At 61.0% G+C, this 25,348-nt stretch carries 30 protein-coding genes and 3 pseudogenes; 15 read left to right on the plus strand and 18 right to left on the minus strand.

Annotation, left to right across the window (positions count from 1 at the left end; genetic code table 11):
- Positions 1-45 precede the first annotated feature (45 nt).
- The 6 genes from HJB84_RS10130 to HJB84_RS10155 all read right to left on the minus strand — a co-directional run bounded on the left by HJB84_RS10130 (position 46) and on the right by HJB84_RS10155 (position 4,313).
- Positions 46-915: a 3-deoxy-manno-octulosonate cytidylyltransferase gene (locus tag HJB84_RS10130; RefSeq protein WP_221115851.1), complete on the minus strand. Its 870-nt coding sequence runs from the start codon at positions 913-915 to the stop codon at positions 46-48.
- A 35-nt stretch (positions 916-950) separates the two neighbouring features.
- Positions 951-1,856, minus strand: coding sequence for a glycosyltransferase family 8 protein (locus tag HJB84_RS10135; RefSeq protein WP_221115852.1), 906 nt, complete (start codon positions 1,854-1,856; stop codon positions 951-953).
- Positions 1,857-2,038: 182 nt separating this feature from the next.
- On the minus strand, positions 2,039-2,425 hold the full coding sequence (locus HJB84_RS10140; RefSeq protein WP_207581254.1) for a type II toxin-antitoxin system VapC family toxin: 387 nt from the start codon (positions 2,423-2,425) through the stop codon (positions 2,039-2,041).
- A 2-nt stretch (positions 2,426-2,427) separates the two neighbouring features.
- Positions 2,428-2,688, minus strand: coding sequence for a type II toxin-antitoxin system Phd/YefM family antitoxin (locus HJB84_RS10145; protein WP_221115853.1), 261 nt, complete (start codon positions 2,686-2,688; stop codon positions 2,428-2,430).
- Positions 2,689-2,785: 97 nt separating this feature from the next.
- Positions 2,786-3,988 (minus strand): pyridoxal phosphate-dependent aminotransferase, encoded by a 1,203-nt coding sequence (locus HJB84_RS10150; protein ID WP_207581256.1) that lies wholly within the window; start codon positions 3,986-3,988, stop codon positions 2,786-2,788.
- Between the two features lie 10 nt (positions 3,989-3,998).
- Positions 3,999-4,313 (minus strand): hypothetical protein, encoded by a 315-nt coding sequence (locus HJB84_RS10155; protein ID WP_207581257.1) that lies wholly within the window; start codon positions 4,311-4,313, stop codon positions 3,999-4,001.
- A gap of 78 nt (positions 4,314-4,391) precedes the next feature.
- Between HJB84_RS10155 and HJB84_RS33520 the strand changes: the two are divergent.
- The 5 genes and pseudogenes from HJB84_RS33520 to HJB84_RS10175 all read left to right on the plus strand — a co-directional run.
- Positions 4,392-4,538: pseudogene (locus HJB84_RS33520) on the plus strand (ATP-dependent DNA ligase); the annotation flags it as partial.
- A 22-nt stretch (positions 4,539-4,560) separates the two neighbouring features.
- Positions 4,561-6,192 (plus strand): glycosyltransferase family 39 protein, encoded by a 1,632-nt coding sequence (locus tag HJB84_RS10160; protein WP_221115854.1) that lies wholly within the window; start codon positions 4,561-4,563, stop codon positions 6,190-6,192.
- Positions 6,193-6,473: 281 nt separating this feature from the next.
- Positions 6,474-6,788, plus strand: a pseudogene (locus HJB84_RS10165) (marine proteobacterial sortase target protein); the annotation flags it as partial.
- 151 nt (positions 6,789-6,939) lie between these two features.
- A pseudogene (locus HJB84_RS10170) lies at positions 6,940-7,182 on the plus strand (class GN sortase); the annotation flags it as partial.
- 127 nt (positions 7,183-7,309) lie between these two features.
- On the plus strand, positions 7,310-8,452 hold the full coding sequence (locus HJB84_RS10175; RefSeq protein WP_207581258.1) for a PQQ-dependent sugar dehydrogenase: 1,143 nt from the start codon (positions 7,310-7,312) through the stop codon (positions 8,450-8,452).
- A 4-nt stretch (positions 8,453-8,456) separates the two neighbouring features.
- On the opposite strand, the gene HJB84_RS10180 is transcribed toward HJB84_RS10175, so the two are convergent.
- Positions 8,457-8,930: a DUF3052 domain-containing protein gene (locus HJB84_RS10180; protein WP_207581259.1), complete on the minus strand. Its 474-nt coding sequence runs from the start codon at positions 8,928-8,930 to the stop codon at positions 8,457-8,459.
- 99 nt (positions 8,931-9,029) lie between these two features.
- On the opposite strand from HJB84_RS10180, the gene HJB84_RS10185 reads away from it, so the two are divergent.
- The gene (locus HJB84_RS10185) at positions 9,030-9,920 is read left to right on the plus strand and encodes a DMT family transporter (RefSeq protein ID WP_207581260.1); all 891 of its coding nucleotides are present in this window, start codon (positions 9,030-9,032) and stop codon (positions 9,918-9,920) included.
- Positions 9,921-9,985: 65 nt separating this feature from the next.
- On the opposite strand, the gene HJB84_RS10190 is transcribed toward HJB84_RS10185, so the two are convergent.
- Entirely contained in the window at positions 9,986-10,195 is a 210-nt protein-coding gene (locus HJB84_RS10190) for a hypothetical protein (RefSeq protein ID WP_207581261.1), read from the minus strand.
- Between the two features lie 211 nt (positions 10,196-10,406).
- Between HJB84_RS10190 and HJB84_RS10195 the strand changes: the two genes are divergently transcribed.
- Both HJB84_RS10195 and HJB84_RS10200 read left to right on the plus strand, forming a co-directional pair.
- Positions 10,407-10,622 (plus strand): cold-shock protein, encoded by a 216-nt coding sequence (locus tag HJB84_RS10195; RefSeq protein WP_003561293.1) that lies wholly within the window; start codon positions 10,407-10,409, stop codon positions 10,620-10,622.
- Positions 10,623-10,770: 148 nt separating this feature from the next.
- Positions 10,771-11,232, plus strand: coding sequence for a BA14K family protein (locus tag HJB84_RS10200; RefSeq protein WP_207581262.1), 462 nt, complete (start codon positions 10,771-10,773; stop codon positions 11,230-11,232).
- Positions 11,233-11,400: 168 nt separating this feature from the next.
- Here HJB84_RS10200 and HJB84_RS10205 read toward each other — a convergent pair whose 3' ends face one another.
- A complete protein-coding gene (locus HJB84_RS10205) occupies positions 11,401-12,246 on the minus strand; it encodes an oxidoreductase (RefSeq protein ID WP_207581263.1) in 846 nt (281 codons plus the stop codon).
- A 35-nt stretch (positions 12,247-12,281) separates the two neighbouring features.
- Between HJB84_RS10205 and HJB84_RS10210 the strand changes: the two genes are divergently transcribed.
- Entirely contained in the window at positions 12,282-12,755 is a 474-nt protein-coding gene (locus HJB84_RS10210; RefSeq protein WP_207581264.1) for a helix-turn-helix domain-containing protein, read from the plus strand.
- On the opposite strand, the gene HJB84_RS10215 is transcribed toward HJB84_RS10210, so the two are convergent.
- Genes HJB84_RS10215 through HJB84_RS10225 form a run of 3 tightly spaced genes read right to left on the minus strand, consistent with a single transcriptional unit; the run spans position 12,752 to position 15,352 of the window.
- Positions 12,752-14,128 (minus strand): ATP-binding protein, encoded by a 1,377-nt coding sequence (locus HJB84_RS10215; protein WP_207581265.1) that lies wholly within the window; start codon positions 14,126-14,128, stop codon positions 12,752-12,754. The genes HJB84_RS10210 and HJB84_RS10215 overlap by 4 nt on opposite strands.
- A 30-nt stretch (positions 14,129-14,158) precedes the next feature.
- On the minus strand, positions 14,159-14,860 hold the full coding sequence (locus HJB84_RS10220; RefSeq protein WP_003581129.1) for a response regulator: 702 nt from the start codon (positions 14,858-14,860) through the stop codon (positions 14,159-14,161).
- Positions 14,861-15,352 carry a MarR family winged helix-turn-helix transcriptional regulator gene (locus HJB84_RS10225; protein ID WP_207581266.1) on the minus strand — a complete coding sequence of 164 codons (492 nt, stop codon included), beginning with the start codon at positions 15,350-15,352 and terminating at the stop codon, positions 14,861-14,863.
- Between the two features lie 263 nt (positions 15,353-15,615).
- Between HJB84_RS10225 and HJB84_RS10230 the strand changes: the two genes are divergently transcribed.
- Complete coding sequence (locus HJB84_RS10230; protein ID WP_207581267.1) at positions 15,616-16,506, plus strand: branched-chain amino acid aminotransferase; 891 nt, start codon at positions 15,616-15,618, stop codon at positions 16,504-16,506.
- A 90-nt stretch (positions 16,507-16,596) separates the two neighbouring features.
- Here the strand turns inward: HJB84_RS10230 and HJB84_RS10235 are convergent, their stop codons facing one another.
- Both HJB84_RS10235 and HJB84_RS10240 read right to left on the minus strand, forming a co-directional pair.
- A complete protein-coding gene (locus HJB84_RS10235) occupies positions 16,597-16,866 on the minus strand; it encodes a hypothetical protein (protein ID WP_207581268.1) in 270 nt (89 codons plus the stop codon).
- 188 nt (positions 16,867-17,054) lie between these two features.
- Positions 17,055-17,672 carry a DUF1236 domain-containing protein gene (locus HJB84_RS10240; protein WP_207581269.1) on the minus strand — a complete coding sequence of 206 codons (618 nt, stop codon included), beginning with the start codon at positions 17,670-17,672 and terminating at the stop codon, positions 17,055-17,057.
- Positions 17,673-17,959: 287 nt separating this feature from the next.
- Here HJB84_RS10240 and HJB84_RS10245 point away from each other — a divergent pair, with 287 nt between their 5' ends.
- Positions 17,960-18,604, plus strand: a complete 645-nt coding sequence (locus tag HJB84_RS10245) for an MBL fold metallo-hydrolase (protein ID WP_207581270.1) — start codon at positions 17,960-17,962, stop codon at positions 18,602-18,604.
- Between the two features lie 62 nt (positions 18,605-18,666).
- On the opposite strand, the gene HJB84_RS10250 is transcribed toward HJB84_RS10245, so the two are convergent.
- The 4 genes from HJB84_RS10250 to HJB84_RS10265 all read right to left on the minus strand — a co-directional run bounded on the left by HJB84_RS10250 (position 18,667) and on the right by HJB84_RS10265 (position 21,102).
- On the minus strand, positions 18,667-19,008 hold the full coding sequence (locus HJB84_RS10250) for a tRNA-binding protein (RefSeq protein ID WP_207581271.1): 342 nt from the start codon (positions 19,006-19,008) through the stop codon (positions 18,667-18,669).
- A gap of 10 nt (positions 19,009-19,018) precedes the next feature.
- A complete protein-coding gene (proC, locus tag HJB84_RS10255; RefSeq protein ID WP_221115855.1) occupies positions 19,019-19,846 on the minus strand; it encodes a pyrroline-5-carboxylate reductase in 828 nt (275 codons plus the stop codon).
- Between the two features lies 1 nt (position 19,847).
- Complete coding sequence (locus HJB84_RS10260) at positions 19,848-20,348, minus strand: YbjN domain-containing protein (protein WP_207581273.1); 501 nt, start codon at positions 20,346-20,348, stop codon at positions 19,848-19,850.
- Positions 20,349-20,841: 493 nt separating this feature from the next.
- Positions 20,842-21,102: an accessory factor UbiK family protein gene (locus tag HJB84_RS10265; RefSeq protein ID WP_207581274.1), complete on the minus strand. Its 261-nt coding sequence runs from the start codon at positions 21,100-21,102 to the stop codon at positions 20,842-20,844.
- Positions 21,103-21,304: 202 nt separating this feature from the next.
- Here HJB84_RS10265 and lgt point away from each other — a divergent pair, with 202 nt between their 5' ends.
- The 4 genes from lgt to HJB84_RS10285 all read left to right on the plus strand — a co-directional run bounded on the left by lgt (position 21,305) and on the right by HJB84_RS10285 (position 25,336).
- Complete coding sequence (gene lgt, locus HJB84_RS10270; RefSeq protein ID WP_207581275.1) at positions 21,305-22,153, plus strand: prolipoprotein diacylglyceryl transferase; 849 nt, start codon at positions 21,305-21,307, stop codon at positions 22,151-22,153.
- Positions 22,154-22,172: 19 nt separating this feature from the next.
- Positions 22,173-23,273, plus strand: coding sequence for a class I SAM-dependent methyltransferase (locus HJB84_RS10275; RefSeq protein ID WP_207581276.1), 1,101 nt, complete (start codon positions 22,173-22,175; stop codon positions 23,271-23,273).
- 111 nt (positions 23,274-23,384) lie between these two features.
- Positions 23,385-24,179, plus strand: a complete 795-nt coding sequence (gene pgeF, locus HJB84_RS10280) for a peptidoglycan editing factor PgeF (RefSeq protein ID WP_207581277.1) — start codon at positions 23,385-23,387, stop codon at positions 24,177-24,179.
- 5 nt (positions 24,180-24,184) lie between these two features.
- Entirely contained in the window at positions 24,185-25,336 is a 1,152-nt protein-coding gene (locus tag HJB84_RS10285) for a Xaa-Pro peptidase family protein (RefSeq protein WP_207581278.1), read from the plus strand.
- The last annotated feature ends 12 nt before the right edge of the window (positions 25,337-25,348 follow it).

Here is a 25,348-nt window from a genome sequence, read left to right on the forward strand (position 1 = left end):
CAGCCTTCTTGGCAGCTCACGCCTGTCAGCACGGACCTGCGACCATTATTCCTTCGACTTTTCGAGGAAACGCTGCTTACGGGTTTTCGGCTTGAAGCGCCGGAAGAAACCTTCGACGGCCCGGATGGATTTGGTGACGGACATCAGCCTGTCGATCTGGCTGTTGGCATTGTGAAGTCGCTCCGACAGAACCTCGGCCGCCGTCATCGCAATCTCGATCGGCGGCAGCTGTGGAAATCGTTTGGCGAGCGCCGCATAGGGGCTCGTATCGACACCACCCATCATCGAGATCGTGCCCATCCTGGCAAAGAGACGCAGGAATATCTGCTCGAACGTCCAATCGTGCACGTCGAAGACCTTCCACTTCTCGCTCCTCTTTGCCGAAAAGCCGGCAAGCAGGATCTTGCCCGGCAGTTGCAGCTCGGCGAGCCAGAGCGCCAGCGCAAAGCCGCTCGTCGCGATCTTGCCTGTCGGATAGAGATCCCCGATCATCTGCGTCAGATCAAGGTGACGGGCTCTGGCGCCGTTGAAGCGGCTCTCCTCGCTGAAGTTTTCCTCGGGAGAAACGCGAATATTGACGACGCCCAGAAAATTGTCGCCGGCAAAGAAGCGCAGGACATCCGCAGCCTCGCGCCGGTGGACGATATTGGCGCCCATCACGCCGCTGCGGGCAACCAGCACCGCATGGCCGGCGAAGGGTTCGTCGAGCACCTTGTAGACATTATTGAAGAAGACGTAGAGCGCCGTCTCCGGCAACTCGCTTCGCAGCTGCTCGAAATCGACCGCCTCGCTGTTTGCCACCAGCACGATGTGGGAATAGCGCGACAGCAGCGCTTTCCACGCTTCCGGCGTGAGGAAATGCAATCCGTCATCTGCTGCGGCCACGGTGTTGATATCGCTGGGGATCGATTCCATATCGGCTCACATGCACTTTCCAAGGACGCGCCTTACTAGCTGTTGCTGAAATAGGCGCGCATCCGTGCCAGCCGCGTCAGCCCGCCGATCTGCTTTCCCATATGCGAGAGAAAGCCCGCCACCCGGCCCGTCATCGACGGCTGTCTGCAGAAGGAAGCCCAGGGCGTGTCTCGCAGATCCTCGATATAACGCCTGGCCATCTGCCGGTGCACCCAGGGAACGGTCGCCTGCCACGGTTTTTTCCGGCCGGTGAAATGAAAGATCGCCGGCCGGCCCACGAAAGGCAGGAGGCCCGTCTGCGTGTTCCAGCGCGGATCGAGCGCCAGCCAGTCGCCGTCGAAGCTGACGTTCAGCGCATCCTGGTCGTTATTCTCGAAAAGATGCGACCGCTCCTCGAATATCTCCCGTGTCCTGGCAAAGAGCCCCTTCGCCCGGCAGGCCGACCAATCGAACAGCAGCACGCCGGCATTGAAATACCGGCCGCCCTCGCGCATGCCGATCTTTCGCTGCCGCGCGCCGGCCTTCTCAGGAAAGGCCATGACATAATCGTCGACCGCGGCAAGCGCCTTGCCTCGAAAATCTCTGGTGAAGAGTTCGTCGACGGGTGCCACCGCCAGCACGTCGGCGTCCAGGTAAAGCAGGCGCTCGATATGATCGGGAATATGCAGATCCATGTAGAGCCGCGCCAGTGTCGCGGCCGACCAGCGGCCTCGCGCCTGCTTTGCAGTTTCCGGCGTATTATAGGGCAGCACGGTGATCGCCATATCGTGCAGCCGCGCGAAATTTCCAACCTCGGCGATTTCGCTCGGCTTGAGGTCGATGCCGAGAAGCAGGAACTCCGCTGGCGAAGCCCCCAGATTGCGCTTGACGGAAAGCAGGGTGCAGCAGGCGGCCGGCAGCATGTTGACATCCGAACAGACGATCACCGCACTCTGCTGCAAAATCCCGGCCTCCCAAAGCGGCAACTTAAACTTAATGCCGGATATCTAGTTGGTTTGGCGCCGCCCCGCAACCGCAGATCACCCGCCGAACAGTCACTCTGCGTCACGTTTTGAATCTGAATTCAACGACTTGCGAGGCGAAGCGGAATCAAGGCCGCAAGGCGTTGAATCGGGATATGAGCCTATAATCGCACCGCCAGCGGATGGCCGACGAGCAACCGGTCGACCGTCGCTAGCTGCAGCCCCTCGACCTTGCACTGCGCCAGCAGCATTCGATCGAAGGGATCGCGCGTCTCCGGCTCGGGGTCGGCGGCAGTGATGACGTGCTGAATTTCGATCCGCAGCAGTATCAGCCCTATTTCCTCAAGAGATCGCGCGATGTCTTCGAGCGGCATGCCAGGATCCAGCTTTCCCAGCCGAGCCTTTATCGCCGTCTCCCAAAGACTTGCAACACTGACGAAACCCACGGTCTTGCTGTCACCAAGCAGCGCCGCGATCTCCCGGAACCGATGTCCGACGTCCTTGCGCAGGATCGCGAGAACGATATGGGTATCAAGGAGAAGCTGCATGGTTACGACAACGGCTTCAGGAGAAAATCCTCGGGCAGCGGATCGTCAAAATCATCTGCGATGAACGGGACGGGATTGGAAATGCCTCGTGAGCGAAGATAGGCCTGACCAGCTTCCAGGTTCAAACCGCCGCGTTTCTGATGTGGCACCAGATCGAACACCGGCCGGCCGTTCCGCGTCACAACAATGGTTTCGCCTTGCTCGACCTCGCGGGCAAGCTCGGTCAGCCGGTTCTTCGCGTCGCGGATCGAAACGGTCTTCACGCTTCAAATGTAGCCACATGCAGCCACATCGTCAACGTCGCCACAAAAAAGGCCCGCCGTCACCGGCAGGCCTTCGATCGATCTTATCGCAGTCCGCTTACCTGCAAGCGGCGCAGAAGCGCTGGATGCGGCGGCAGGCTTCCTCGAGCTGCTCTTCCGACGTTGCATAGGAGATGCGGAAGTTCGGGCCGAGGCCGAAGGCCGAGCCTTGAACGACGGCAACGCCTTCGGATTCCAGGAGCTCAGAAACGAAATCTACGTCCGTCTCGATGACCTTGCCAGAGGGTGCGGTTTTGCCAATCAAGCCCTTGCAGGAAGGATAGACGTAGAAAGCGCCTTCCGGCACCGGGCAGACGATGCCCTTGGCCTGGTTTAGCATCGAAACGACGAGATCGCGACGGCCTTCGAAGATCTTCTTGTTCTCAGGGATGAAGTCTTGCGTGCCGTTCAGCGCTTCGACAGCCGCCCACTGGGCGATCGACGTCGCCCCCGAGGTCTGCTGACCCTGAATCATGTCCATCGCCTTGATGAGCTGGATCGGGCCTGCGGCATAGCCGATACGCCAGCCGGTCATCGCATAGGCCTTGGAGACGCCATTCATCGTCAGCGTGCGGTCGTAGAGTTTCGGCTCGACTTCGACAGGCGTGACGAACTTGAAGTCGCCATAGGTCAGGTGCTCGTACATGTCGTCGGTCAGTACCCAGACATGCGGATGCTTCATCAGTACGTCGGTCAGCGCCTTCAGCTCGTCCTGCGTATAGGCAGCACCCGTCGGGTTGGACGGCGAGTTGAAGATGAACCACTTGGTCTTCGGTGTGATCGCCTTTTCGAGATCTGCCGCCTGGAGCTTGAAGTCATGCTCCTGGGTGGCCGAAACGAAAATTGGCGTGCCGCCGCATAGCGCAACCATCTCCGGATAGGAAACCCAGTAAGGCGCCGGGATGACCACTTCGTCGCCGGGGTTCAGCGTCGCCATGAAGGCGTTGAACAGGATCTGCTTGCCGCCGGTGCCGACGATCGTCTGCTCCCAGGTATATTCCAGGCCGTTTTCACGCTTGAACTTGGCAGCGATCGCCTTGCGCAATTCGGGAATCCCGGAAACCGGCGTGTACTTCGTCTCGCCGCGGTTGATCGCGTCGATGGCGGCCTTCTTGATATTCTCGGGTGTATCGAAATCCGGCTCGCCCGCGCCGAGGCCAATCACGTCACGTCCTTTTGCCTTCAGCTCGCGCGCTTTCTGGGAAACGGCGATGGTGGCTGAAGGCTTCACACGGGAAAGAGCGTCGGCAAGGAAAGCCATGATATCGGTCCTAATGGTTGAAACGGGCAGAAAGCCGGGACCGGAGTTCTGCGCCTAGCTCTATGTCCAATGTATGATGGCATTTCAAGCGCAAAGGCGTGATGGAGGCAATGATTCTTATTGATCGTTTCGCCACATCGGCGAGCGGGTCGCCGCCCTTTTCGGCAAGGCTTGCAGCGCGCAGTCGAAGCGCTACGCGCAACTCTTGAGTCAATCTCTTGAGAACATCGGGATTTATCTGTTTTGGAAGCTGCCGCTCGAAGTCATCCGCGAGCATGTCGAGGAGTTCAAGATTATCGCCGGCATCCGACCTGACCTTCGACATCACGCCGGTCCTGAGGAATGGAGTCAATAATCAATCTGGGCGAATTGCTTTTTAAGGCATTGGTGATGAACTGCCGTCATGACAAAGCCGCCCCGCAAGCCTTCCAAACCGCTGCTCGGTGATGGCTACGAGCCGCCCCGCAGCCGACCGCGCCGTCGGCGAGATCCCGCTCAACCCAATCTTCCTCTCGATCCGATGCCGGCGCGTATCGCGCCGTGCCGGGCGTCGGAAGGGACGCGGTTTTCAGATGACCGACGACCCGGAAATGAACCAGGCCGAAGGTCAGCACTACCCGCAGCAGATGACCGACCGGGACATGGCTTTTCGCAACTATCTGAGCCTCAACACGGCGATCTTGCTGGGGATCCTGTTTATTGCGATCGTCTTCAGGTTCCACAAGATCACCTTGCCGCTGGTCGACGGCTTCAGCTGGCGCGAGATAAGCACCGCCATGATGGCCGACAATTTCCAGCACCGCAGCTGGAACATCTTCTTTCCGGAGGTCAGTTGGACCGGGCCCGGGCCAAGCTATCAGGGCCGCGAGTTCCAGATCGTCAGCTATCTCACAGCCTTGCTCTATCAACTCTTCGGCTGGCACGACTGGTTCGGCCGCATGGTTGCGGCCTTCTTCGGTCTGGTGACGGTGTTTTCGCTGCACAGACTAACGGCGCTATGCTGGGACGAGATGCACGCCCACGCGGCGGCACTTGCCTACGCGCTGATGCCGGCGGCGATCATGATCGACAGCTCGTTTCTTCCCGATCCCGCGATGCTGGCCTTGGTGACCGTTGGCATCTGGCTATTCGCCAAATTCTGGGCCGGCGGCAGCGGCTGGCTCTTGCCACTCGCCACGGTCAGCTTCTCGCTCGGCGCGCTGTCAAAGCCACCAGGCCTCGCCGCCGGCGCCGTCATCTTCTATCTGATGGTCTGCTGGATTCTGGAGAAGAAGCGAAAGCAGGCGACCTGGGTCTTCCTGTCTGGGCTTTTGAGCCTGGCCGTCGTCGGCGCCTATTTCAGCTGGGCGATTTATCTCGGCCGCAGCTATCCGCCGTTTCATTTCGCCGGCAGTGGCGGTTATATCTGGGATTACGGCTTCTGGACATACGTCAGGGACAGGTTCTACTTCCAATCCTTATGGAACACCTCGGTCTTGTGGTTCTACGGCTATCCGTTCATGGTGCTGCTCGCGGTCGGCTTGTGGATGCCACCCAGGCCCGCCGAAGACCCGAAGCAACGCACCCTTTCGGCCATTCCCTATGTGTGGCTGGCTGCGGCCATGATCCTCTATCTGGCGGCGGCGGGCGAGATCACCAGCAATGTGTGGAACTTCCACATCTTCCATGTGCCGGTCGCGATGTTCTGCGGCCACGGCGCGCTTCTTCTGGCAACGCTTGCCTCCAGAACCGTTCCAACGCCGGCGGTGGTGTTTCGCTCGATCTGCATCGTGGCCGTCGCGCTTGCCTGGTCGACCTTGCCCCTTGTCAGGACGATGAAGAAGCCAATCGCCATGAAGGGCAAGCTGCTTGGCGAGGAACTGGCGCGGTTGGCGCAACCGGGCGACCTCGTAGTCGCCATCGCGCCCGAGGTCGGCGATCCCGTCGCAGTCTACTACAGCAGGGCGCGCGGCTGGGTGTTCCCGCCTGGCGGAGGCGATGTCGAATGGTCGAAATTCGTCGCGGATGACGCCACCGCGATCGCGCAGCTCGAGGAACTGCGCGCGCAGGGCGCCGATCTGTTCGGCGCGGCCAAGAATGCCGTCGACAAGCAGGACCGGCGGTTCGTCGAGCATCATGATGGGGTCATCGACTATCTGGACAAGACCGCAACCAAGCTTGTCGATTCGGACGATTTGCTGGTTTATAGGATCACCCGTCCATGAGAGCCGTGACCTTCTGGGCCATGGGTCTTGGATAGAAATAGCGTCTCGGACGGTTCAGCGGCACTCCGCCTGCGAAGGCCGGCAAGGCGGGGCCAGGCGACCTGATCCCCGAATCGCGTTTTCGTCGCCGATGTCTTTTGAAAACAAAGAGATCGTCGGTTTTCGTCATCGCCACCAATAAGCCGCAACAAATGCCGCACACCGCCGCAATTCGGTCGCGAGCGCGCCGAGATCGAAGCCGCATCATTCCGGTCTGCGAAATTGGTTATTGAGGGTCGCCAATGGTTCTGGAAGATGAGTTTGCCATCGGGCGCATGCGCCGGATCTCCGTTTCATTTCTTGTCGTCGTCACCGCCTTTGTTGCCTGCGTAGCCGCAACATTGGGTATTGCCTCCGCCGCGCGCGCCGCCGAGACGCAGCAGACATCCAGCCAACTTGCAGCACTTGTCCGACCGAACGACGTCAACAGCGGTTCGCTGCTCTTTCCGTCGAAGGAGCCGGGCTTCTATGTCGAAGCGCCATGGCTGAAGGCCGACGTCGCAATCGATGTCTCCGAGCCGATCGCCAGGGCCACCACTATGATCGCGCAGAAGTTCTCGACCGTGAACCTGCCGCAGGCGGCGATGCGCGCCGACGAGCAGATTACGCATGGGCTCACCATGCTGCTCCTGGCGCTGACGGCGGCAAGCGGGCTGGCAGTCTGGCGTCGTCGCCTCAAGGACATCGTCATGATCGGAGCCAAGCGCGATGGTCGATAGGCCCGCTACAGTTGAGAATGAGGGAGCGAGTGAATTCGAGCCGCTTCCGACCTATCTGGAACTTGCCCTAGCCACGACCCACGACATGCCGAAGACGCGGCAAAGGAAAGGTTTTTTCCTCTGGCGTCTTTCCTCGACCGAACGGGCGATCGTCTTTGCTATTGCCGGTCTTGCCGTTTACGGCCTGGCGCTGATCGGCGACGGTTTCCTGCTGAAGGCGAAGGCCGAACTGATCGACGGCCGGGCGACCGGCTCCGTTCAACCGGTAAACACAAAGCCGTTATTGCAGGTCGAATGAGGGTTGAAGCTCTCCCCTGCCCGCTCCACGTTCGGACGGGAGAGATGACCGGGGAAGCAAGATGAAGAGAATATCCGCCTTCCATTTCGCAGCAGCGCTGTTCCTGTTCGGCGCCGTGTCCGCCGATGCGGCCGATACCGTCAATACGCAGGGTCCCGCCGTTCGTGTCGACAATCTCGCCAAGGGCCTCGAGCATCCCTGGGCGGTCGAGGTGTTGCCCGATGGCGCCTATCTCGTCACCGAGCGGCCCGGCCGCATGCGCATCATCCGCGATGGCAATATCTCCGACCCGATCGGCGGCGTGCCCACGGTCAGCGCCCGTGGCCAGGGCGGCCTGATGGACGTGGCGCTCGCCCCGGACTTTGCGACATCTAGAAGGATCTATTTCACCGCCGCCATCGCCAATGCACAGGGCTCTGGCACTGAAGCCTTCAGCGCCACGCTTTCCGCTGACGAGAAGAGACTGGGCGCCGTAACGCCTGTTTTCACCATGCGGCGCTTCACCTCCGGCAATATCCAGTACGGCTCGCGCATCGCCATAGCCCGTGATGGTTCGCTGTTCATCAGCGTCGGCGACCGTGGCGACCGCGACCGCTCGCAGGACTGGCAGGATGATGCCGGCTCGATCATCCACATCAATGCCGATGGCAGCATCCCGGCCGACAACCCATTCAAGGACGGCGGCAAGGCGCTGCCGGAAATCTGGTCGAAGGGCCACCGCAACCCGCAGGGTATCACCTTCGATACCAAGGACGGCAAGCTCTACACCGTCGAACACGGCGCGCGCGGCGGTGACGAAATCAACCAGCCTGAGGCAGGCAAGAATTACGGCTGGCCGATCATCACCTATGGCCGCGACTATTCGGGTGCGGAAATCGGCGAAGGCACCGCGAGGGAAGGGCTGGAACAGCCGCTGCATTACTGGGATCCGTCGATTGCCCCTGGTGCGCTCACGGTCTACCGCGGCGCCATGTTCCCGGAATGGGACGGCAATTTCCTCGTCGCGGCGCTGAAGTTTCAGCTGCTTTCGCGCATGCAGCGCGACGAAAGCGGCGCCTTCGTCGCCGAAGAGCGCCTGTTCGAGGGTGAATACGGCCGGATCCGCGATGTCGTCGTCGCACCCGACGGCGCGCTGCTGATGGTGACGGACGAGGACAGCGGATCGCTGCTCAGGGTTTCGCGCGCTGAGGCCAATAACGGCTGAAAGATCACAACGCGCCACGTAACTCCTTGCGGATAACAAATTTCAGTCCGGACCAGACCTCATCGACGGCGCAGACCTTGACGTCAACAAGGCCGGTCGGAAGGAGGATCTCTCGTAGCACATCCTCGGTGACGTCCGTCGGCACCCGCGAACTCTTCTTCGGCCAGGAGATCCAGAGGATGCCATCCGGTCTCAGAACACGAAAAAGCGCGGACGCGAAAGCCTCCAACGTCGCTCGCTCGGTCGTAAACAGGTGCATGTAGTCAAACGCCCGCCGAGGCGTTTCGGGAAGCGCAAGGGCGACCGAGGCAAAGCCGTCGAAGCCATAGATCTCGCCAATCGTTTCGGGAACGCCGAGAAGAGCAGCCGCCTGGCCGCGCGCGAGGCCGAGCTTCTTGGCGAGCGGCGTGCCAGAATAGCCTGCCGTCCCGGGCATCGCCGCCATTTCGCCGGCCAGCCGGCCTTCGTCGCGTTGCATGCTGTCACCTCCGCCAACCGGCAACATAGTCTGCACCCTTGCCGAAAGGAAACGCAACTGCTAACCGCTGGGGCACATTCCTTCCCCATCGAGGACGACATGACGCGCGCTCAGGCGAACCTTCTGCTGTTGCTTGCAGCCGCCATCTGGGGTGGCGGCTTCGTCGCGCAATCGACGGCGATGAAGGCGATCGGCCCCTTCTGGTTCATTGCCCTGCGTTTCACCGTCGCGACGCTGGCCGTGCTGCCTTTCGTCGTTTTCGAAGCGCTCAACTCCAAGGTGAAGACCAGCGCACGCCATGCGAAACTCTATATTCTGACCGGCCTTGCGCTTTTCGGCGGCGCAGCCACGCAGCAGGTCGGGCTCCAGACGACGACTGTGACGAATTCGAGCTTCATCACCGGCCTCTATGTTGTCTTCGTGCCGCTGATCGCCGTGTTCTTCCTGCGTCGTGCCCCGCATTGGATCATCTGGCCGGGGGGGCTGATGGCTGTCACCGGCATCTATCTCTTGTCAGGCGATCACCTCTCGGCCCTTACATCAGGCGACCTCCTGACAATGGTCTGCGCCGGCTTCTGGGCAATCCAGATCACCCTTGCCGGCACGACTGTTTCTGCGACCGGACGGCCGCTCGCCCTCTCGGCCACGCAATTCGCCGTCACCGCAATCTGCGCGCTTGTCATTGCCGCAATCGTCGAACCGATCAGCCTCTCTGCGATACGGGCCGCGGCACCTGAGATCGTCTATGTCGGCATCTTCTCCTCGGGCCTGGCCTTCGTGCTGCAGGTGATCGCCCAGCGTTACACCACACCCTCGCAGGCAGCGATCTTCCTCTCCGCCGAAGCGCTCTTCGGCGCCTCGCTCGCAGCCCTGCTGCTGGGCGAGACGATGCCAGTGACCGGCTATGCAGGTTGCGCGCTGATGTTTATCGCTATGCTTGTGGTCGAACTCGTGCCTGGATTTGCCCGGCGACGCCTGCCAGTCACCTGAACACGCGTCGAAATGCGGGTGAGTCACGCGTTGAGAAAAAATTTATCGGATGCGTAAAGACGCGTTCACGTTGCATTATTGGGAAAATCTGCTCCGAACTTATATTGCAGACGATATAAAACGTTAATCATTCCTCTATCTTCGAAGAAAATTTTGCGTTTTTGCGCAAATTGGATATTCGCAGGGGTGCGCGCCGCACGGCACGCTAAAAACTTTTGCTTGCCAAAATCCTTTAACCGCAGCATTCTCAGCGCGTTCGGGCATTTTGCGAGCATGGGAAGTCCTTAAGTATTTGCGCGCCGGGAACGCTAATATTCCGGTCAGCCGGTTCCGAAGATGGCGGGCGAAGTCCTGCCTGGAACAGGCCGAGGTAGAGGGGACCTTTTTCTCACATTTCAAGAATTGCCTGCCTACACCTCCTGCAAGGAGGCAATGCTATGATGCTGCCCGTGTGGATGGCGGGCAGAGAGAAAAGGGACCTGACGCATGGCAGAGACTGGCACTGTAAAATTCTTCAATACCGACAAAGGCTTCGGCTTCATCAAGCCGGACCGGGGCGGCGCCGATATCTTCGTTCACATTTCTGCCGTTCAAGCCTCCGGGCTGGCCGGTCTGACGGAAAACCAGAAGGTAAGCTTCGACACGGAGCCGGATCGCCGCGGCAAGGGCCCCAAGGCCGTCAATCTGCAGATTGCGGGCTGAACCTCTTAACAAGGCTGTCGAATTCGAGTTGATGCCCGGCAGCGATGCCGGGTTTTGTCGTTCAGCCTTCGTTCAGCCACCAATCTATAGGACTGCCACCATCGAGAAAGGAACCGGCGTTCGGTTCCCGCGATTAGGACCTACGCTGATGAACAGGCTCGTAAAAACTCTTATGCTGACGGCAACGGCTGCTGCGCTTACCCTCTCCGCCATTGGCGATGCATCGGCCGGCGACCGTCATTGGCACCATCACAACGGCAACGATGCGCTCGTCGGCGGCGCCCTTGGTCTCGCGACCGGCCTGATCGTCGGTTCGGCCATCGCCAATACCAATAACGGTCCTGCATACGAAGAGCGCCGCTACATCGACCCGGCTTACGAGCCGGATTATTACGAGCCCGCTCCGGTCTATCGCGCCCCGCGTCGCGTCTATGTCGAGCAGCCGCAATATGTCGAGCAGCCGCGATACTATGCACCGGTCCGCACGTCGGTGGAGCCCTGGTCGCCGCAGTGGGAGCGTTACTGCTCTTACCGCTACCGCTCTTTCGATTCGCGTAGCGGCACCTATATCGGCAATGACGGCCGCAGCCATTTCTGTACCGCCGGCTGATCTCTCTAAAGCGCGTCGCTTCAAACTAAATTCACGCGACGCTCTTTTGCTATTGTGCATGCTATCCCGGAACCGCTGCACACTTCCGGGCGACATGCATTATCATCGCTGATGCCAGGCGCCGCTTTCGAGCGGCACTTTCTTTTGTGATCCGTCAGCGAATTTTTCTCAAAGCATATCGGCATCGGGTTCGAAATCGGTCGAGACGCTGACCGCGCGCCATTCCCGATCAGCGTCGATACGCGCGGCATCCGCTTTCTCGACATTGCGGACAGCATCGCTGCCGAGCAGCAGCCGGAGCGGTGCTGCATCGAGGCCGGCGATATGGATGACCACCGCAGCCGCTTTGGCAGGATCTCCGGGCTGGCGACCATTATACTCACGCTGGAAGCGCACGGTAGCGCCGACCGTCTCCGCATAGTCCTGCCGCCCTTCGGCAAGCACCGTCGAGGCGCCGGCGAAATCGGTCCTGAAGCCGCCGGGCTCGATCACCGTCACCCTGATGCCGAATGGCGCGACCTCTTTCGCCAACACCTCGGAAAAGCCCTCGACACCGAATTTCGCTGCCGAATAGGCGCCGCGCCCGGCAGGTCCGATCCGGCCACCGACGGATGAGAACTGGATGATATGCCCTGCCCCCTGTTCGCGCATCAGGGCGATGACCGCCTTGGTCATGATGATCGTGCCGAACAGATTGGCCTCGATCTGCGCCCGGAAATCGGCAAGGCTGGTATCTTCGATCGAGGAGACATTGCCGTAGCCGGCATTGTTGACAAGCACGTCGATGCGTCCGAACCGCTTCACACCGGCCTCGACCGCTGCCGTGGCCGCCGTCTCGTCGGTCACGTCGAGCGCGACCGTCAGCACCTGGCCGCCATATCGCTCGGACAGATCGGCAAGTTGGGCCGGATCGCGCGCCGTCGCCACCAGATTGTCGCCGGAGGCCAAAACCGCCTCCGCCAACGCTCGGCCGAGACCGCGCGAACTCCCTGTAATCAACCAGACCTTGGACATCGGAAACCTTTCCTTCTTTGGTTCCCGGCTCATGTATGGTCTATCGTATCCGATCGAAAGAAGGTACCCTGGCGATCTATACGCACCTTGAGGTAACTGACTTGCCGAGCGACATGTTCGATTTCTGCAGCAGCATGACGGATGAACAGGATGCGCGCGCCCGCGAACTGATCGAGCGGGCGGCGTCGAAATGGCCGCTGCGCATCCTGCACGTGCTCTCCGGTGCGGGCGCACCCCTGCGCTTCTCGCGCCTTATGGAAAGGGTCGAGGGCATCAGCCAAAAGGTGCTGACGCAGACGCTGCGCACCCTCGAAAGAGACGGCCTCATCATCCGCACGCTCTATCCGCAAGTGCCGCCGCGCGTTGAATATGAGTTGACGCCGCTCGGACGCGACCTCCTCATGCAGGTCGCTGGCCTCTGGCGTTGGATCGTCGAACATCTGGATGCATTCGATGCACGCAAAGCCGTGAAGCTGCCGACCGTTGCCGACAACCAAAACCCGTTCTAAGCAGGGATGCGGATCGTTGCCCTCAGTCCGCCGAGCGGGCTGTCGGCGAGGGTGACGTTGCCGCCGTGGCTGCGGGCGATGTCGCGGGCAATCGCAAGGCCAAGGCCGGTGCCCGACGCATCGAGGTTACGCGCCGCGTCCAGTCGGAAGAACGGCTTGAAAACGTCCTCGCGGTTCTTTTCCGGAATACCCGGTCCGTCATCGTCGAAGATGACGGTCAGCCATTTGGCATTGTGCTTGGCTTCGATGTCGAGCCTGCCGGCATAACGGCGGGCATTCGAGGCCAGGTTGGTGACGAGACGCATGAAAGCATTCGGCCTGACGGATATGTCGTCATCGCCTTCGATGGAATAGCTGAATGTCTTGCCGTGCAGAGCGAAATCGGATTCCAGCTTTACGAAGATCTCGCTGAGTTTCAGCTCGCCGACATCCTCTTCGACTTCGCCGCGTGCGAAGGCCGTGTAGGCCTCCAGCATGGCCTGCATATCGTTGACGTCGTCGTTCAGCCCATGCAGGTCGGGATTGTCGCCGGCGAGCGCCAGTTGCAGTTTGAAGCGGGTGAGGATGGTGCGCAGATCATGGCTGACGCCGGAGAGCATCGCGGTGCGCTGCTCGATCTGCCGTTCAATTCGCTCGCGCATCAGGATGAAGGCAAGGCCGGCGCGCCTGACCTCGTCGGCACCGCGCGGATAGAAATTATCGGGCTTCTGCCCCTTGCCGAAGCTTTCGGCCGCTCGCGCCAAGGTCAGGATCGGCCGGATCTGCCCGCGCAGGAAGAGGATAGAGATGCCGATCAGCACCAGCGAGGTGCCGACCATCCAGACGATGAAGATATGTGTGTTCGAGGCATAGGTCTGGCTGCGCTTGGTCAGCACCCTGAGGATCTTGTTGTCGAGCTTGATGCGGATCTCGACGAGGTTCGAGTTGCCGACCGTGTCGATCCAGAAAGGCCGGTGGATCTCGTCGGTGATCTCGTCGCTGAGGATGCCGTCGAGTATCGAGAAGAACGGCTTGACGCGCGGCGGCGGCAGATCGCCGTCCGGCTCGATCGAGATCTGCAGGCTGAGCTGGTCGCGGGCGATGCGGATGATCTCGTTATAGTCCGAATTCTGCGGGTAGGTCTCGATGATCTCGATGATCGCGGCGATGTCGCGGGTGACGGCCAGCGACAGCCGCTCCGTCACCATCTGCCAGTGGCGCTCCATGAAGACGGCGGCGACGACGGATTGCAACAGCACCATCGGAATGATGATGATCAGCAGCGAGCGCGCGTAAAGCCCGGTCGGCAGCCGCCGGCGCAGCCAGCGGGCAATCGAGCGCCAGCCCGGCCCAGAAGTGCGGTCTTCCCGCCGCAAGCTGTCGATCGTCACCATTAGCGCCGGTCCTGGCCTCTATCCTCAGATCTAGTCGATGCTCAGCCTGTATCCGATGCCGCGCACGGTCTGCAACCAGACGGGATTGGCCGGATCATCCTCGATCTTACGCCGCAGCCGGTTGATCTGCACGTCGATCGTGCGCTCGCCGACCTCTGTGTCGTTGCCGATCAGTTCATGGCGGGGGATCGTATCACCGGCGCGCCGTGCAAAGAGCAGCATGATCTCCTGCTCGCGGTCGGTGAGCCGGATCACCTCGCTGGCTTTCTTCAGCTCCTTGCGGGTGAGTGAGAAGGTATAGGGGCCGAACATCACCTGTTCGATCTTCGGTCCCTCGCCGCCGGCATTGCGGCGCAGAATGTTGTTGATGCGCAGCACCAATTCGCGCGGGTCGAAGGGCTTGGAAAGATAGTCGTCGGCGCCCGCCTCGAGGCCTTCGATCCGGTTGCCCGATTCCGCCAGCGCCGTCAGCATGATGATCGGCACGTTCTTGATGGCGCGAAGCCCGCGGGTGACGTCGATGCCGGATTCGCCGGGCATCATCACATCCATGATGATCAGGTCGAAATCGAGACCCGCGAGCTTGCGCTGAGCCTCGGCGCCGTCGGCGGCGACAGTGACGCGGAAGCCGTTCTCGGCGAGATAACGATTGAGCAGCGCACGGATGCGCGAGTCGTCGTCGACCACCAGCAGATGCGCCGCATCGTCTGAAATACCTGTCTTGACCGCCATTCAATCCGCCTTCTGTCTGTCCCGCATTCCCCTGAGGAAAGCTTTTACGCCCTCCCGCACCTCCGCAGAAGCCCCATCGAATGCCCGCTCAATGCGGCGCGATTGCGGCTCGGCAAGTGCAAGCGCCAGCTCTCGTCCCGATTTCGTTGGATAGAGCTTGCGCTGCCGCCGGTCCTCGGGGCCTGCCACCTGGCGAATATAGCCTGAATCGATCAGCTGTTTCAGCACCCTTGCAAGGCTCTGCTTGGTAATCCTCAGCGTATCGAGAAGATCGGCAACCGTCATGCCGGGATTGCGGTTGACGAAATGCACGACGCGGTGATGGGCCCGGCCGAAGCCGCTCTTTTCGAGGATGGCGTCAGGATCGGAAACGAAGTCGCGATAGGCGAAGAAGAACTGTTCGATAATCTCGAAATCGATGATGTCAGTATCTTCCATCGGCGTGGCCAGCGGCTCTGGCTTGCCTGCTTTGGGGCCGGTCTGTCGTGACACTCGGCATTCCTTTCTCTCTTCGCACCCCGCGGGAAACTTTCGCCAAGATATGTCAGCTTTATTGACATAAATTTGCGTCGCGGCTAGCTTTCCGACCTCTGGGAGAGCCCCGCACGGACTTTTATTCCTCGGCATTTCCCCAGAAACCAAGGCCCGTCCTGCACTCCGACGCAATACGCGATTTCCCCTTGCGTCTGTGGATAAAACGTAATGGGGACAACAATCAACAGGCATGGCGCTTGAAGCGCCGGAGGAGACTAGGGATGGCTTCAGTTCCTTTCGACCAGCTGGACGGCGAAATATGGTTCAACGGCGAGTTTGTCGCCTGGAAGGACGGCAAGATCCACGTGTTGACGCACGGCCTGCATTATGCCAGCGCCGTCTTCGAGGGCGAGCGCGCCTATGGCGGCCAGGTGTTCAAGCTCACCGAACATAACCAGCGCCTGCACAGATCCGCCGAGATCCTCGGCTTCAATGTGCCCTACTCCGTCGAGGAACTCGACGCGGCGACCGTCGAGCTCTTGAAGCGCCAGGGTTTCCAAGATGCCTATGTCAGGCCGATCGCCTGGCGCGGCAGTGAGATGATGGGCGTTTCGGCGCAGGCCAATCGCATCAATGTCGCCATCGCCATCTGGCAATGGGGCAGCTATTTCAATCCGACCGAGAAGCTGAAGGGCATCCGCCTCGATATCGCCGAATACCGTCGTCCCGATCCGAAGACTGCGCCTTGCGCCTCCAAGGCTGCCGGTCTCTACATGATCTGCACCATTTCCAAGCACGCCGCCGAAGCCAAGGGCTATGCCGATGCAATGATGCTCGATTATCGCGGCCAGGTCGCCGAAGCGACAGGCCCCAACATCTTCTTCATCAAGGATGGCGTCATTCACACGCCGACCCCGGATTGCTTCCTGAACGGCATCACCCGCCAGACCGTCATTGAACTCGCCAAACGCCGCAGCATCGAGGTCATCGAACGCGCGATCCTGCCGGAAGAGCTCCCCGGCTTCAGCGAGTGTTTCCTCACCGGCTCGGCTGCTGAGGTGACCCCAGTTTCCGAGATCGGCCCGCATCGCTTCACGCCGTCGGTGATTTCCGAGACGCTGATGAACGACTACATGAAGGACGTCTATCCGGCGGCAGTCGCTGCCGGATAAGATCCTTCACGCGATCGCCCGGCAATTCAAAGCGTTACGGCGCCGCACGGCTGAAAAGGCGCGGCGCTGAGCTGAACGCCGGCCGGGCATTTACCGATGCGCCCGTGCCATGACCAGTCCGGCGAGCGTCGAGAGAATGCCGCCGCCAATCAATCCGCCGATGCCGTCGGCGATCAGGCCGGTCATAGCCGCTTCCCCACCGACCATGCTGAGCAGCATGCCGCCGGCGACACCGCCGATCGCGCCTGCGATCGTACGGGCGACGACGTTAATCGCGTTCTGCTTTAAGGCGGCGCTCGCGGCATTGCCGCCGATGGCGCCGGCAATCAACTGTGTGACGAGCGGAAGTAGGGCTTCCATGACTTTCCTCCTCTGGCGATCTCCCCGATCGCCGTTTATATGCCGAACCTTCGGCATGTTAGCATTTTATCATATTCAGGAGGAAAGCGTTAAGAAAAAATCAACCCATGCGGGAGGCAAGGGATGAAGCAGAAGGGGCTGGAAACGAGGCGGCCAGCCGACCGCCCCGTTGTATTTTGCCGATTACATCACTGATAAACGTAGACGATCCGGCGTGTACCGGGATCGACCAGCACCGGCCGATCGTTGATCCTCGTATAACGGTACCCATAATCCGGGATCGTCTGGAAGGTGACGTCGCCAGGGACTTCGGCGCCGACGACGACATCGCCGCCGAGCTGCACCGTCTGGCCGGGATTGGTGTCGATATAGGTGCGGACCGTTTCGGGCGGAGTGATGGTCTCGACAGCCCCGACCGGGCCGAGCAACTCGTCGCCCGGCGCCGGCTGCGGATCAACTGGGACGACACTGGCGGTCGACTCGTAGGTCACGACGGGAACGCCGATCTCGGCGCGGTGCTGCTCGACGATGACCTGGCTGCCGCCTTGGTCGACCTGTAGATAATCGGCATAGACCCAGCCGCGCATGCCGTTGACGTCGACACGGCACCAGCGGCTGCCTTCGATGCAGCCATCAAGCACCGCGGTCGAGCCGCGCGTGGCAAGACCAACTGCCGGATATTGCGGGCCGGGGCCGGCGCGGACGTTGAGATCGTTGACGGTCGTCGCCGTCATCTCCGCCTGCGCAAGGCCAGCGGTCGCCAGGAGCACGGCCCCCGCCAGCAGAATGTTTCTCTTCAAGGTCATGTGAGCGTCTCCTTAGTTTCGATGGGCTGACAACGCGCGGCATTCCACGATGTTCCCATGCGCTCCGCAGTGCAAAGCGCTACGCTCAGGCGGCTTCAGGCAAGCAATTGAATTTTCGGGATAAAATTCGATTTTAATGACATCCAGCGACAGGGTGGAGATCCATAAATTCTTGTTTCAGCGCGTCTTTTTGCCGTGATACGCGCCTCTAAGGCAGAAGATTCCGGCTGTCCTTCGCACGGTTTCGGACTATACCCTGAGCATCCGAGACACCAAGCGAGGCAGTTATGGGCATGCTCCAGGCCGGCATTATTCCGGTGACACCCTTCCAACAGAACTGCACGATCTTCTTCGATGCAGACACCAAGGAAGGCGTCGTCGTCGATCCGGGCGGCGATGTGCCGCTCATCCTGCAATCGATCGCGGAGAACGGTTTGGTCATCAAGGAAATCTGGCTGACGCATGGCCATCTCGACCATGCCGGCGGTGCCACCGAGTTGAAGGAGGCCCTCGGCATCGACGTTGTCGGCCCGCATCAGGACGACTTGCCGCTGCTGCAGCGGATCGAGACCCAGGCCGAAAAATACGGCATATCGGGATTGCGCAACACCCTGCCCGACCGCTGGCTGAAGGATGGCGACAAGATTGCGTTCGGTGCCCACGAATTCGAGGTCTACCACACGCCCGGCCACGCCCCCGGCCATGTCATCTATTTCAACCGGGTGCAGAATTTCGCCCACCTCGGCGACGTGCTCTTCAACGGTTCGATCGGCCGCACCGACCTGCCGGGCGGCAATCATCAGCAGCTTCTCGATTCGATCCGCGACAAGGTGCTGCCACTCGGCGACGACGTCGGCTTCATCTGCGGCCACGGCCCCGGCAGCCGCATCGGCGACGAACGGCGAAGCAATCCATTTCTAAAGGGTATTTGAGCCGGTGAAGATCCGGGCGAGCGCATCGGACGAAAAGCCGATAAAACGGTGTGAGCTCACGGTCACATCATCTTGCTACCGTTCGGCACCGGCCGTTCGACGGAAGCAAGCACGATCGCGCCGCTCTCGTCCTCGAAGCCCAGCGTCAGCACTTCCGAGCGGAACGGCCCGATCTGGCGTGGCGGGAAATTGACGACGCCGAACACCTGCCGGCCGATCAGGCTTTCCGGCGTGTAATGCACGGTGATCTGCGCTGAGGATTTTTTCGTGCCGATCTCGGGACCAAAATCGATCGCCAGCTTGAATGCCGGCTTTCGCGCTTCCGGAAAGGGACTGGCCTCGACGATCGTACCGATACGGATGTCGACACGCTCGAAATCGGCGTAGGTGATCTCTTCGGCCATATCGTCTCCGTCAGCCGGCCAGCTCTTCGGCCCGCTTGCGCGCCGCCGCCAGTGCTGCGTCGAACAGAGGCTGCATGCCGTTTTCGGACATCAACACGGCGAGTGCCGCCGCCGTCGTGCCGCCGGGAGAGGTCACATTTTGCCGTAGCCGCGAAGCGTCGTCGGGGGACTGGTGCAAGAGTTCACCAGCCCCCGCGACTGTTTCCCGCGCAAGACGCATGGCGAGGTCCGCCTGCAAGCCGAGTTTACGGCCTGCTTCCGCCATACATTCGACGAGATAGAACACATAGGCAGGACCGCTGCCCGAAAGCGCCGTCACGGCATCGATATCGGCCTCTGCAGGCACCCATTCCACAGGCCCCGAGACGCTGAGAAGCGAATGAACACGCTCTCGCTGCTGATTGCTGACCCCTGAATTGGCAAAGGCGCCGGTAACGCCGCGCCCGACTATGGCCGGCGTGTTTGGCATAGCTCGCACCATGGCGGCTTTGCCCAGATGCCTTTCGAGGAAACCGAGCGTCTTGCCGGCCGCGACCGAGACCACGACCGTATCCGGTCCGACGGCGCTCTTAACCGCCGGCAACACCGTCTCCATTACCTGCGGCTTGACCGCGAGAAACAGCACGCTTGCCTTCAAATCCGCCGGAGGCGCGATCACATGGGTCGCGCCGGCCTCGTTGATTGTCGCCAGCATCGCCACCGACGGGCCGGGATCGACGACAATGACGGCCGAGCCCGGAACGCCGCTTTTCAGCCAGCCGGAGAGCATTGCCCCGCCCATATTTCCGGCGCCGATCAGGACGACGGGATTTGTCGAGGAGACAAGGTTCGCGGGCATCTTATGCCTCGCCGACTGTTTCGAACAGCACGGCTTCCATCGCTTTCGTCGCTTCCATGCCGGACCATACGACGAACTGGAATGCCTGGAAATAGGCTTCGCAGGTGTCGAGCGCGCTGGAAAGCAGCACCTCGACCTGGCGATTTGTGGGTTCCGCGCCACCGGCAAGCAGCAGCGATTGGCGGAAAATGACGACATCTTCCTGGCGCCAGAGGTCGAAATGCCCCATCAGCACCTGCCCATTGATCGCCGAGAGCAGCTTGACCACCTCGTTGACCCTGATGTCGGGAACTTTGATATCGAAGGCGCAGCCAAGGTGCAGCGCTTCGAATTCCTCCATCCAGGAGAAGGAGACGTGATAGTCCGTCCAGCGCCCCTCGACCGTCATCGCGATCTCGTCCTCGCCGGACCGTTCGAACGACCAGTCGTTGTGGGAGGCAACGTACTCGATCATGTCGACCGGGTTCGACTGACGCTCAACTTCCAATTCCATCAGGTTCATGCAGCACCTTCTTGACCGGAACGAATGCGACCTAACTTGATGTATGAACACAAGAAAGACACACGCAAATACCGGAAACCACCACTCGGATGATCGTTGAACCGCTGCCAGACGTAACGCAGAAAACCTGCCCGGAGCTTACCAAGTCGCTTCGAATCATCATTTAAAATCAGTGTATAATGCCACCTGCCCCCTGCCAGCCCCCTGGGGGGAAAATAGGACCGGGCGACTGTGGAAAGCTCTTCGAAACTCAATTCAGAAGGGAGAATAAGCGACTCTGCGAATTGGCTTTTTTGGCAGTGTCCACAGGCGGAAAATTCACCTGATTTTTTTGTGGCACATGCGGCATCTGCAATGAAGGCGGCTGCCGCATCTGCTTCATGTCGGGACTTTGAAGCATGTCGCGCAAAAGTGTTCAGCGGCTTTGCGGTTACGACATGCGAAAAAACAGAGACCTAAAGCGCAGGAAGCGAATCTGAAAGATCGCGACGCCTTAGTGACCCTCGCCGGCAAGCCTCGCCTCGAGTGCCGCGATGCGGGCGGTAAGCGCCTCGTTCTCGTCGCGCGCCTTGATCGCCATCTCGCGCACCGCCTCGAACTCCTCGCGCTTGACGATATCCATGCTATTCAGCCAGCGCTCCGCCTGAGCGTTGAAGGCGGTCTCGATCTCCTTGCGGACGCCCTGGGCGGCGCCAGCCGCATCGGTCATCAGCTTGGCGAATTCGTCCATGATGCGGTTCGTTCCGGTCGTCATGGCGGTTTTCTCCCTTCGCATGAGGTGAATTCAGCCCTTCGGGGCCTCAAAGATTGAGGTAGGGCTTCGCCAGCCGCGATGCAAGCGCTTTGCATGGGATAAGCGTGCCTGAACCGGCTGCGGAAGGGCCATCACGAACAATGGACTTGACCGTCCGGGATCGCAGCGGCATGTTCCGCGCAAACAAACAGGTGGGAAAACCTTGCCGACAGCAGCCAATCTCCTTGCCATCATGCCTTTCCCTGACATCGATCCGATTGCCTTTTCGGTCGGCCCGCTGGCGATTCATTGGTACGGTCTTGCTTATGTCGCCGGCATCCTGCTCGGCTGGGCCTATGCGCGCCGCCTCGCCGCCAATGATGGACTCTGGCTGGGCAATGTCTCGCCGATGTCAAGGACGCAGCTTGACGATTTCATCGTCTGGGCGGCACTTGGCGTCGTCCTCGGCGGTCGTCTCGGCTATATTTTCTTCTATGATCTCCCCGCCGTCCTGCGCAGTCCTATCCGTGCACTCGAGATTTGGAACGGCGGCATGTCCTTCCATGGCGGCCTCACCGGCACGACGATCGCCATGATCTTGTTTGCCCGCCGCAACGCTATCCCGATCTGGAGCCTGTTCGACATCGTCGCCACCGTCGTTCCCTTCGGCCTCTTCTTCGGCCGCATCGCCAATTTCATCAATGGCGAGCTCTGGGGCCGGTTGACCGACGTGCCCTGGGCTGTGGTCTTCCCGAGCGGCGGTCCATTCGCCCGCCACCCAAGCCAGCTTTACGAAGCCGGCCTCGAAGGCATCGTTCTCCTGCTGGTGCTGGCCGCTCTCGTTTACGGCATGCGCGCGCTGAAAAGCCCCGGCTTCATCACCGGTGTCTTCGTCTGCGGTTATGCGCTGTCGCGCATCTTCGTCGAATTTTTCCGCGAGCCTGACGCCCAGCTCGGTTACCTCCTAGGCACGAACTGGCTGACCATGGGCATGGTGCTCTCGTTCCCGATGATCCTGCTTGGCCTCTGGGCGATGCTGCGGGCACGCCGCCAGGCTGCGCTGCAGCTCTGAAAACGGCAGGACGCGCGACATGACCACCGCTCTAGGCGAAAAGATCAAGGCGATCATCCAGGCCAACGGCCCGATCAGCGTCACCGATTATTTCTCGCTCTGCCTGGCCGATCCCGAACACGGCTATTATCGCACCCGCGAGCCCTTCGGCCGTTCGGGTGATTTCGTTACCGCGCCCGAGGTCAGCCAGATCTTCGGCGAAATGATCGGCGTCTTCATCGTGCATGCCTGGCAACGTCACGGCGCCCCGACGGGCGTCCGCCTCGTCGAGATCGGCCCCGGTCGCGGCACCATGATGGCCGATATGCTGCGCGTCATCTCCCGCATCGCCCCGCCGCTTTTCGACGCGATGACCGTGCATCTCGTCGAAACCAGCGAACGCCTGCGCGACGTCCAGAGCCAGACGCTCGAAGCCTACGCCGGAAAAATCGCCTGGCACGACGGCTTCGACGAAGTGCCATCAGGCTTCACGCTGATAGCCGCCAACGAATTGTTCGACGCTATCCCGATCCGCCAGTTCGTCCGCATGCCGACGGGTTTCCGCGAGCGCATGATCGGCATTGATGCCGATGGCGCGCTGACCTTCGCCGCCGGCGTCGCCGGCCTCGATCCGGCACTTCTCCCCGAACTGGTGCAGAACCTGCCGCTCGGCACGCTCTTCGAGATCTCGCCTGCCCGCCAGGCTGTGATGATGGCAATCTGCGAGCGGCTGCGCGCCTTCGGCGGAACAGCGCTCGCGATCGACTATGGCCATCTCGTAACCGGCTTCGGCGATACGCTGCAGGCCGTGCGTATGCATGAATTCGACCCGCCGCTCGCCCATCCCGGTGAAGCAGATCTGACGAGCCATGTCGACTTTCAACAGCTCGCCGAAACGGCGCTTGCGGTCGGCGTCCATTTGAACGGCGCCCTGCATCAGGGTGATTTTCTGAGCGGCCTCGGCATCCTCGAACGTGCCGCTGCCCTCGGCCACGACCGCGAACCGCAAACCCAGCAAGTCATCCAGACGGCAGTGGAACGGCTCGCCGGAGCCGGTGAAGGCCGGATGGGCGAACTCTTCAAGGTGATGGCGGTCTCTCATCCCGCAGTCGACCTCATGCCCTTTCGTCCGGTGGATTGACAGGGCGCCCGCGGCTGGTTCAACATCCGCGCGAACAAGAACTTGAAGCGCGCCGCCTGTGCGATGCGCTTGGGATAATAACAAACCCCTTAAAAAACCCCGGAATCACAGATGCAGGACGCGGCTTCTCCCGCACCGATCGAAAGCGCGCTGCTGAACGAAGCGGCGGGCGCCACTATTCGCCACGGTTATTTCACCCGGGCCGGCGGCGTTTCCGAAGGGCTTTATCGTGGCCTCAATGTCGGCCTCGGCTCCAGTGACGAACGCGACAAGGTCCTGGAAAACCGCCGCCGCGTCGCCGCCTGGTTCAGCCTGCCGGTCGAGCGGCTGGCGACCGTGCATCAGGTCCATTCCCCAGACGTCGTGACGGTCGACGCCGATTACGACGGCGCCCGCCCCGATGCGGATGCGATGGTGACGCGCACCCCTGGCATCGCGCTTGGCGTGCTTGCCGCCGATTGCGGCCCGATCCTGTTCGCCGACCCGGACAATCGCGTCGTCGGCGCTGCCCATGCCGGCTGGAAGGGCGCGCTGACGGGCGTGCTCGAAAACACCATCGCCGCCATGGAGGCGCTGGGGGCGGACCGCACGCATATTGTCGCCTGCCTCGGCCCCTCGATCAGCCAGACAAGCTATGAGGTCGGCCCGGAATTCATCGAGCGCTTCATCGCCGAGAACCCGGATTACCAACGTTTCTTCGCGCCTTCGGCAACGCCCAGCCACGCCATGTTCGATCTGCCGGCGCTGACCGTCGACCGGTTGACGAAAGCCGGCGTGCGGACCGAAAACCTCGGCCTTTGCACCTATCCGGACAGCGAGCGCTTCTTTTCCTACCGCAGGACGACACATCGCAAGGAGCCGGATTACGGCCGCCAGATTTCCGCGATATCAATCAGGGAGACGTGAGCAGAATGGCACTGCACTTCGAAAAGGCCGAATTCGCAAGCCGGCTTGCGCGCCTCACCGAGAAAATGAAGGAAGAGAAGCTCGACGCCCTGCTGCTCTTCGCTCAGGAAAGCATGTACTGGCTGACCGGCTACGACACCTTCGGCTACTGCTTCTTCCAGACGATGATCGTCAAGAGCGACGGCACCATGGCGCTGATCACCCGCTCGGCCGATCTTCGCCAGGCCAGGCATACCTCGATCCTCGAGGACATCCATATCTGGGTGGACCGGATCAACGCCGATCCGACGCTCGACCTGAAGAACCTGCTGGTCGAGATGGACCTGCTCGGCGCCCGCATCGGTGTCGAATATGATACGCACGGCATGACCGGCCGCGTCGCCCGCCTGCTCGATGCGCAACTGACCACCTTCGGCCAGATTGTCGACGCTTCCTACCTCGTCAGTCGGCTGCGCCTCGTCAAAAGCCCGACTGAGGTCGCCTATGTCGAGCGTGCCGCCATCCTCGCCGACGATGCGCTCGATGCCGCGATCCGGCTGACAAAACCCGGCGCCGACGAGGCTGATATCCTCGCCGCCATGCAGGGCGCGATCTTTTCCGGCGGCGGTGACTATCCCGCCAACGAGTTCATCATCGGCTCCGGCGCCGATGCCCTGCTTTGCCGTTACAAGGCTGGCCGCCGCAAGCTCGACGCCAGCGACCAGCTGACGCTCGAATGGGCAGGCGCTTACGCCCATTACCATGCGGCCATGATGCGCACGATCGTCATCGGCGAGCCGATGCAACGCCACCGCGAGCTCTATAATGCCTGCCGTGAAACCATCGAGGCGATTGAGACCGTCCTGAAGCCCGGCTACACCTTCGGCGATGTCTTCGACATGCATGCCAGGATCATGGACGAGCGCGGCCTCGCCCGCCACCGGCTGAATGCCTGCGGTTATTCGCTCGGCGCCCGCTTCTCGCCCTCCTGGATGGAGCACCAGATGTTCCATGTCGGCAATCCGCAACCGATCGAGCCGAACATGTCGCTCTTCGTGCACATGATCATCGCCGATTCCGACACGGGCACCGCGATGACGCTTGGCCAGACCTATCTGACGACGGCGGATGCGCCGCGCGCGCTGTCCCGCCATCCGCTCGATTTCATCGGTCTTTGACCCTTGAGAATC

The sequence above is a fragment of the Rhizobium sp. NZLR1b genome, from assembly GCF_019685155.1.
Lineage (GTDB): Bacteria > Pseudomonadota > Alphaproteobacteria > Rhizobiales > Rhizobiaceae > Rhizobium.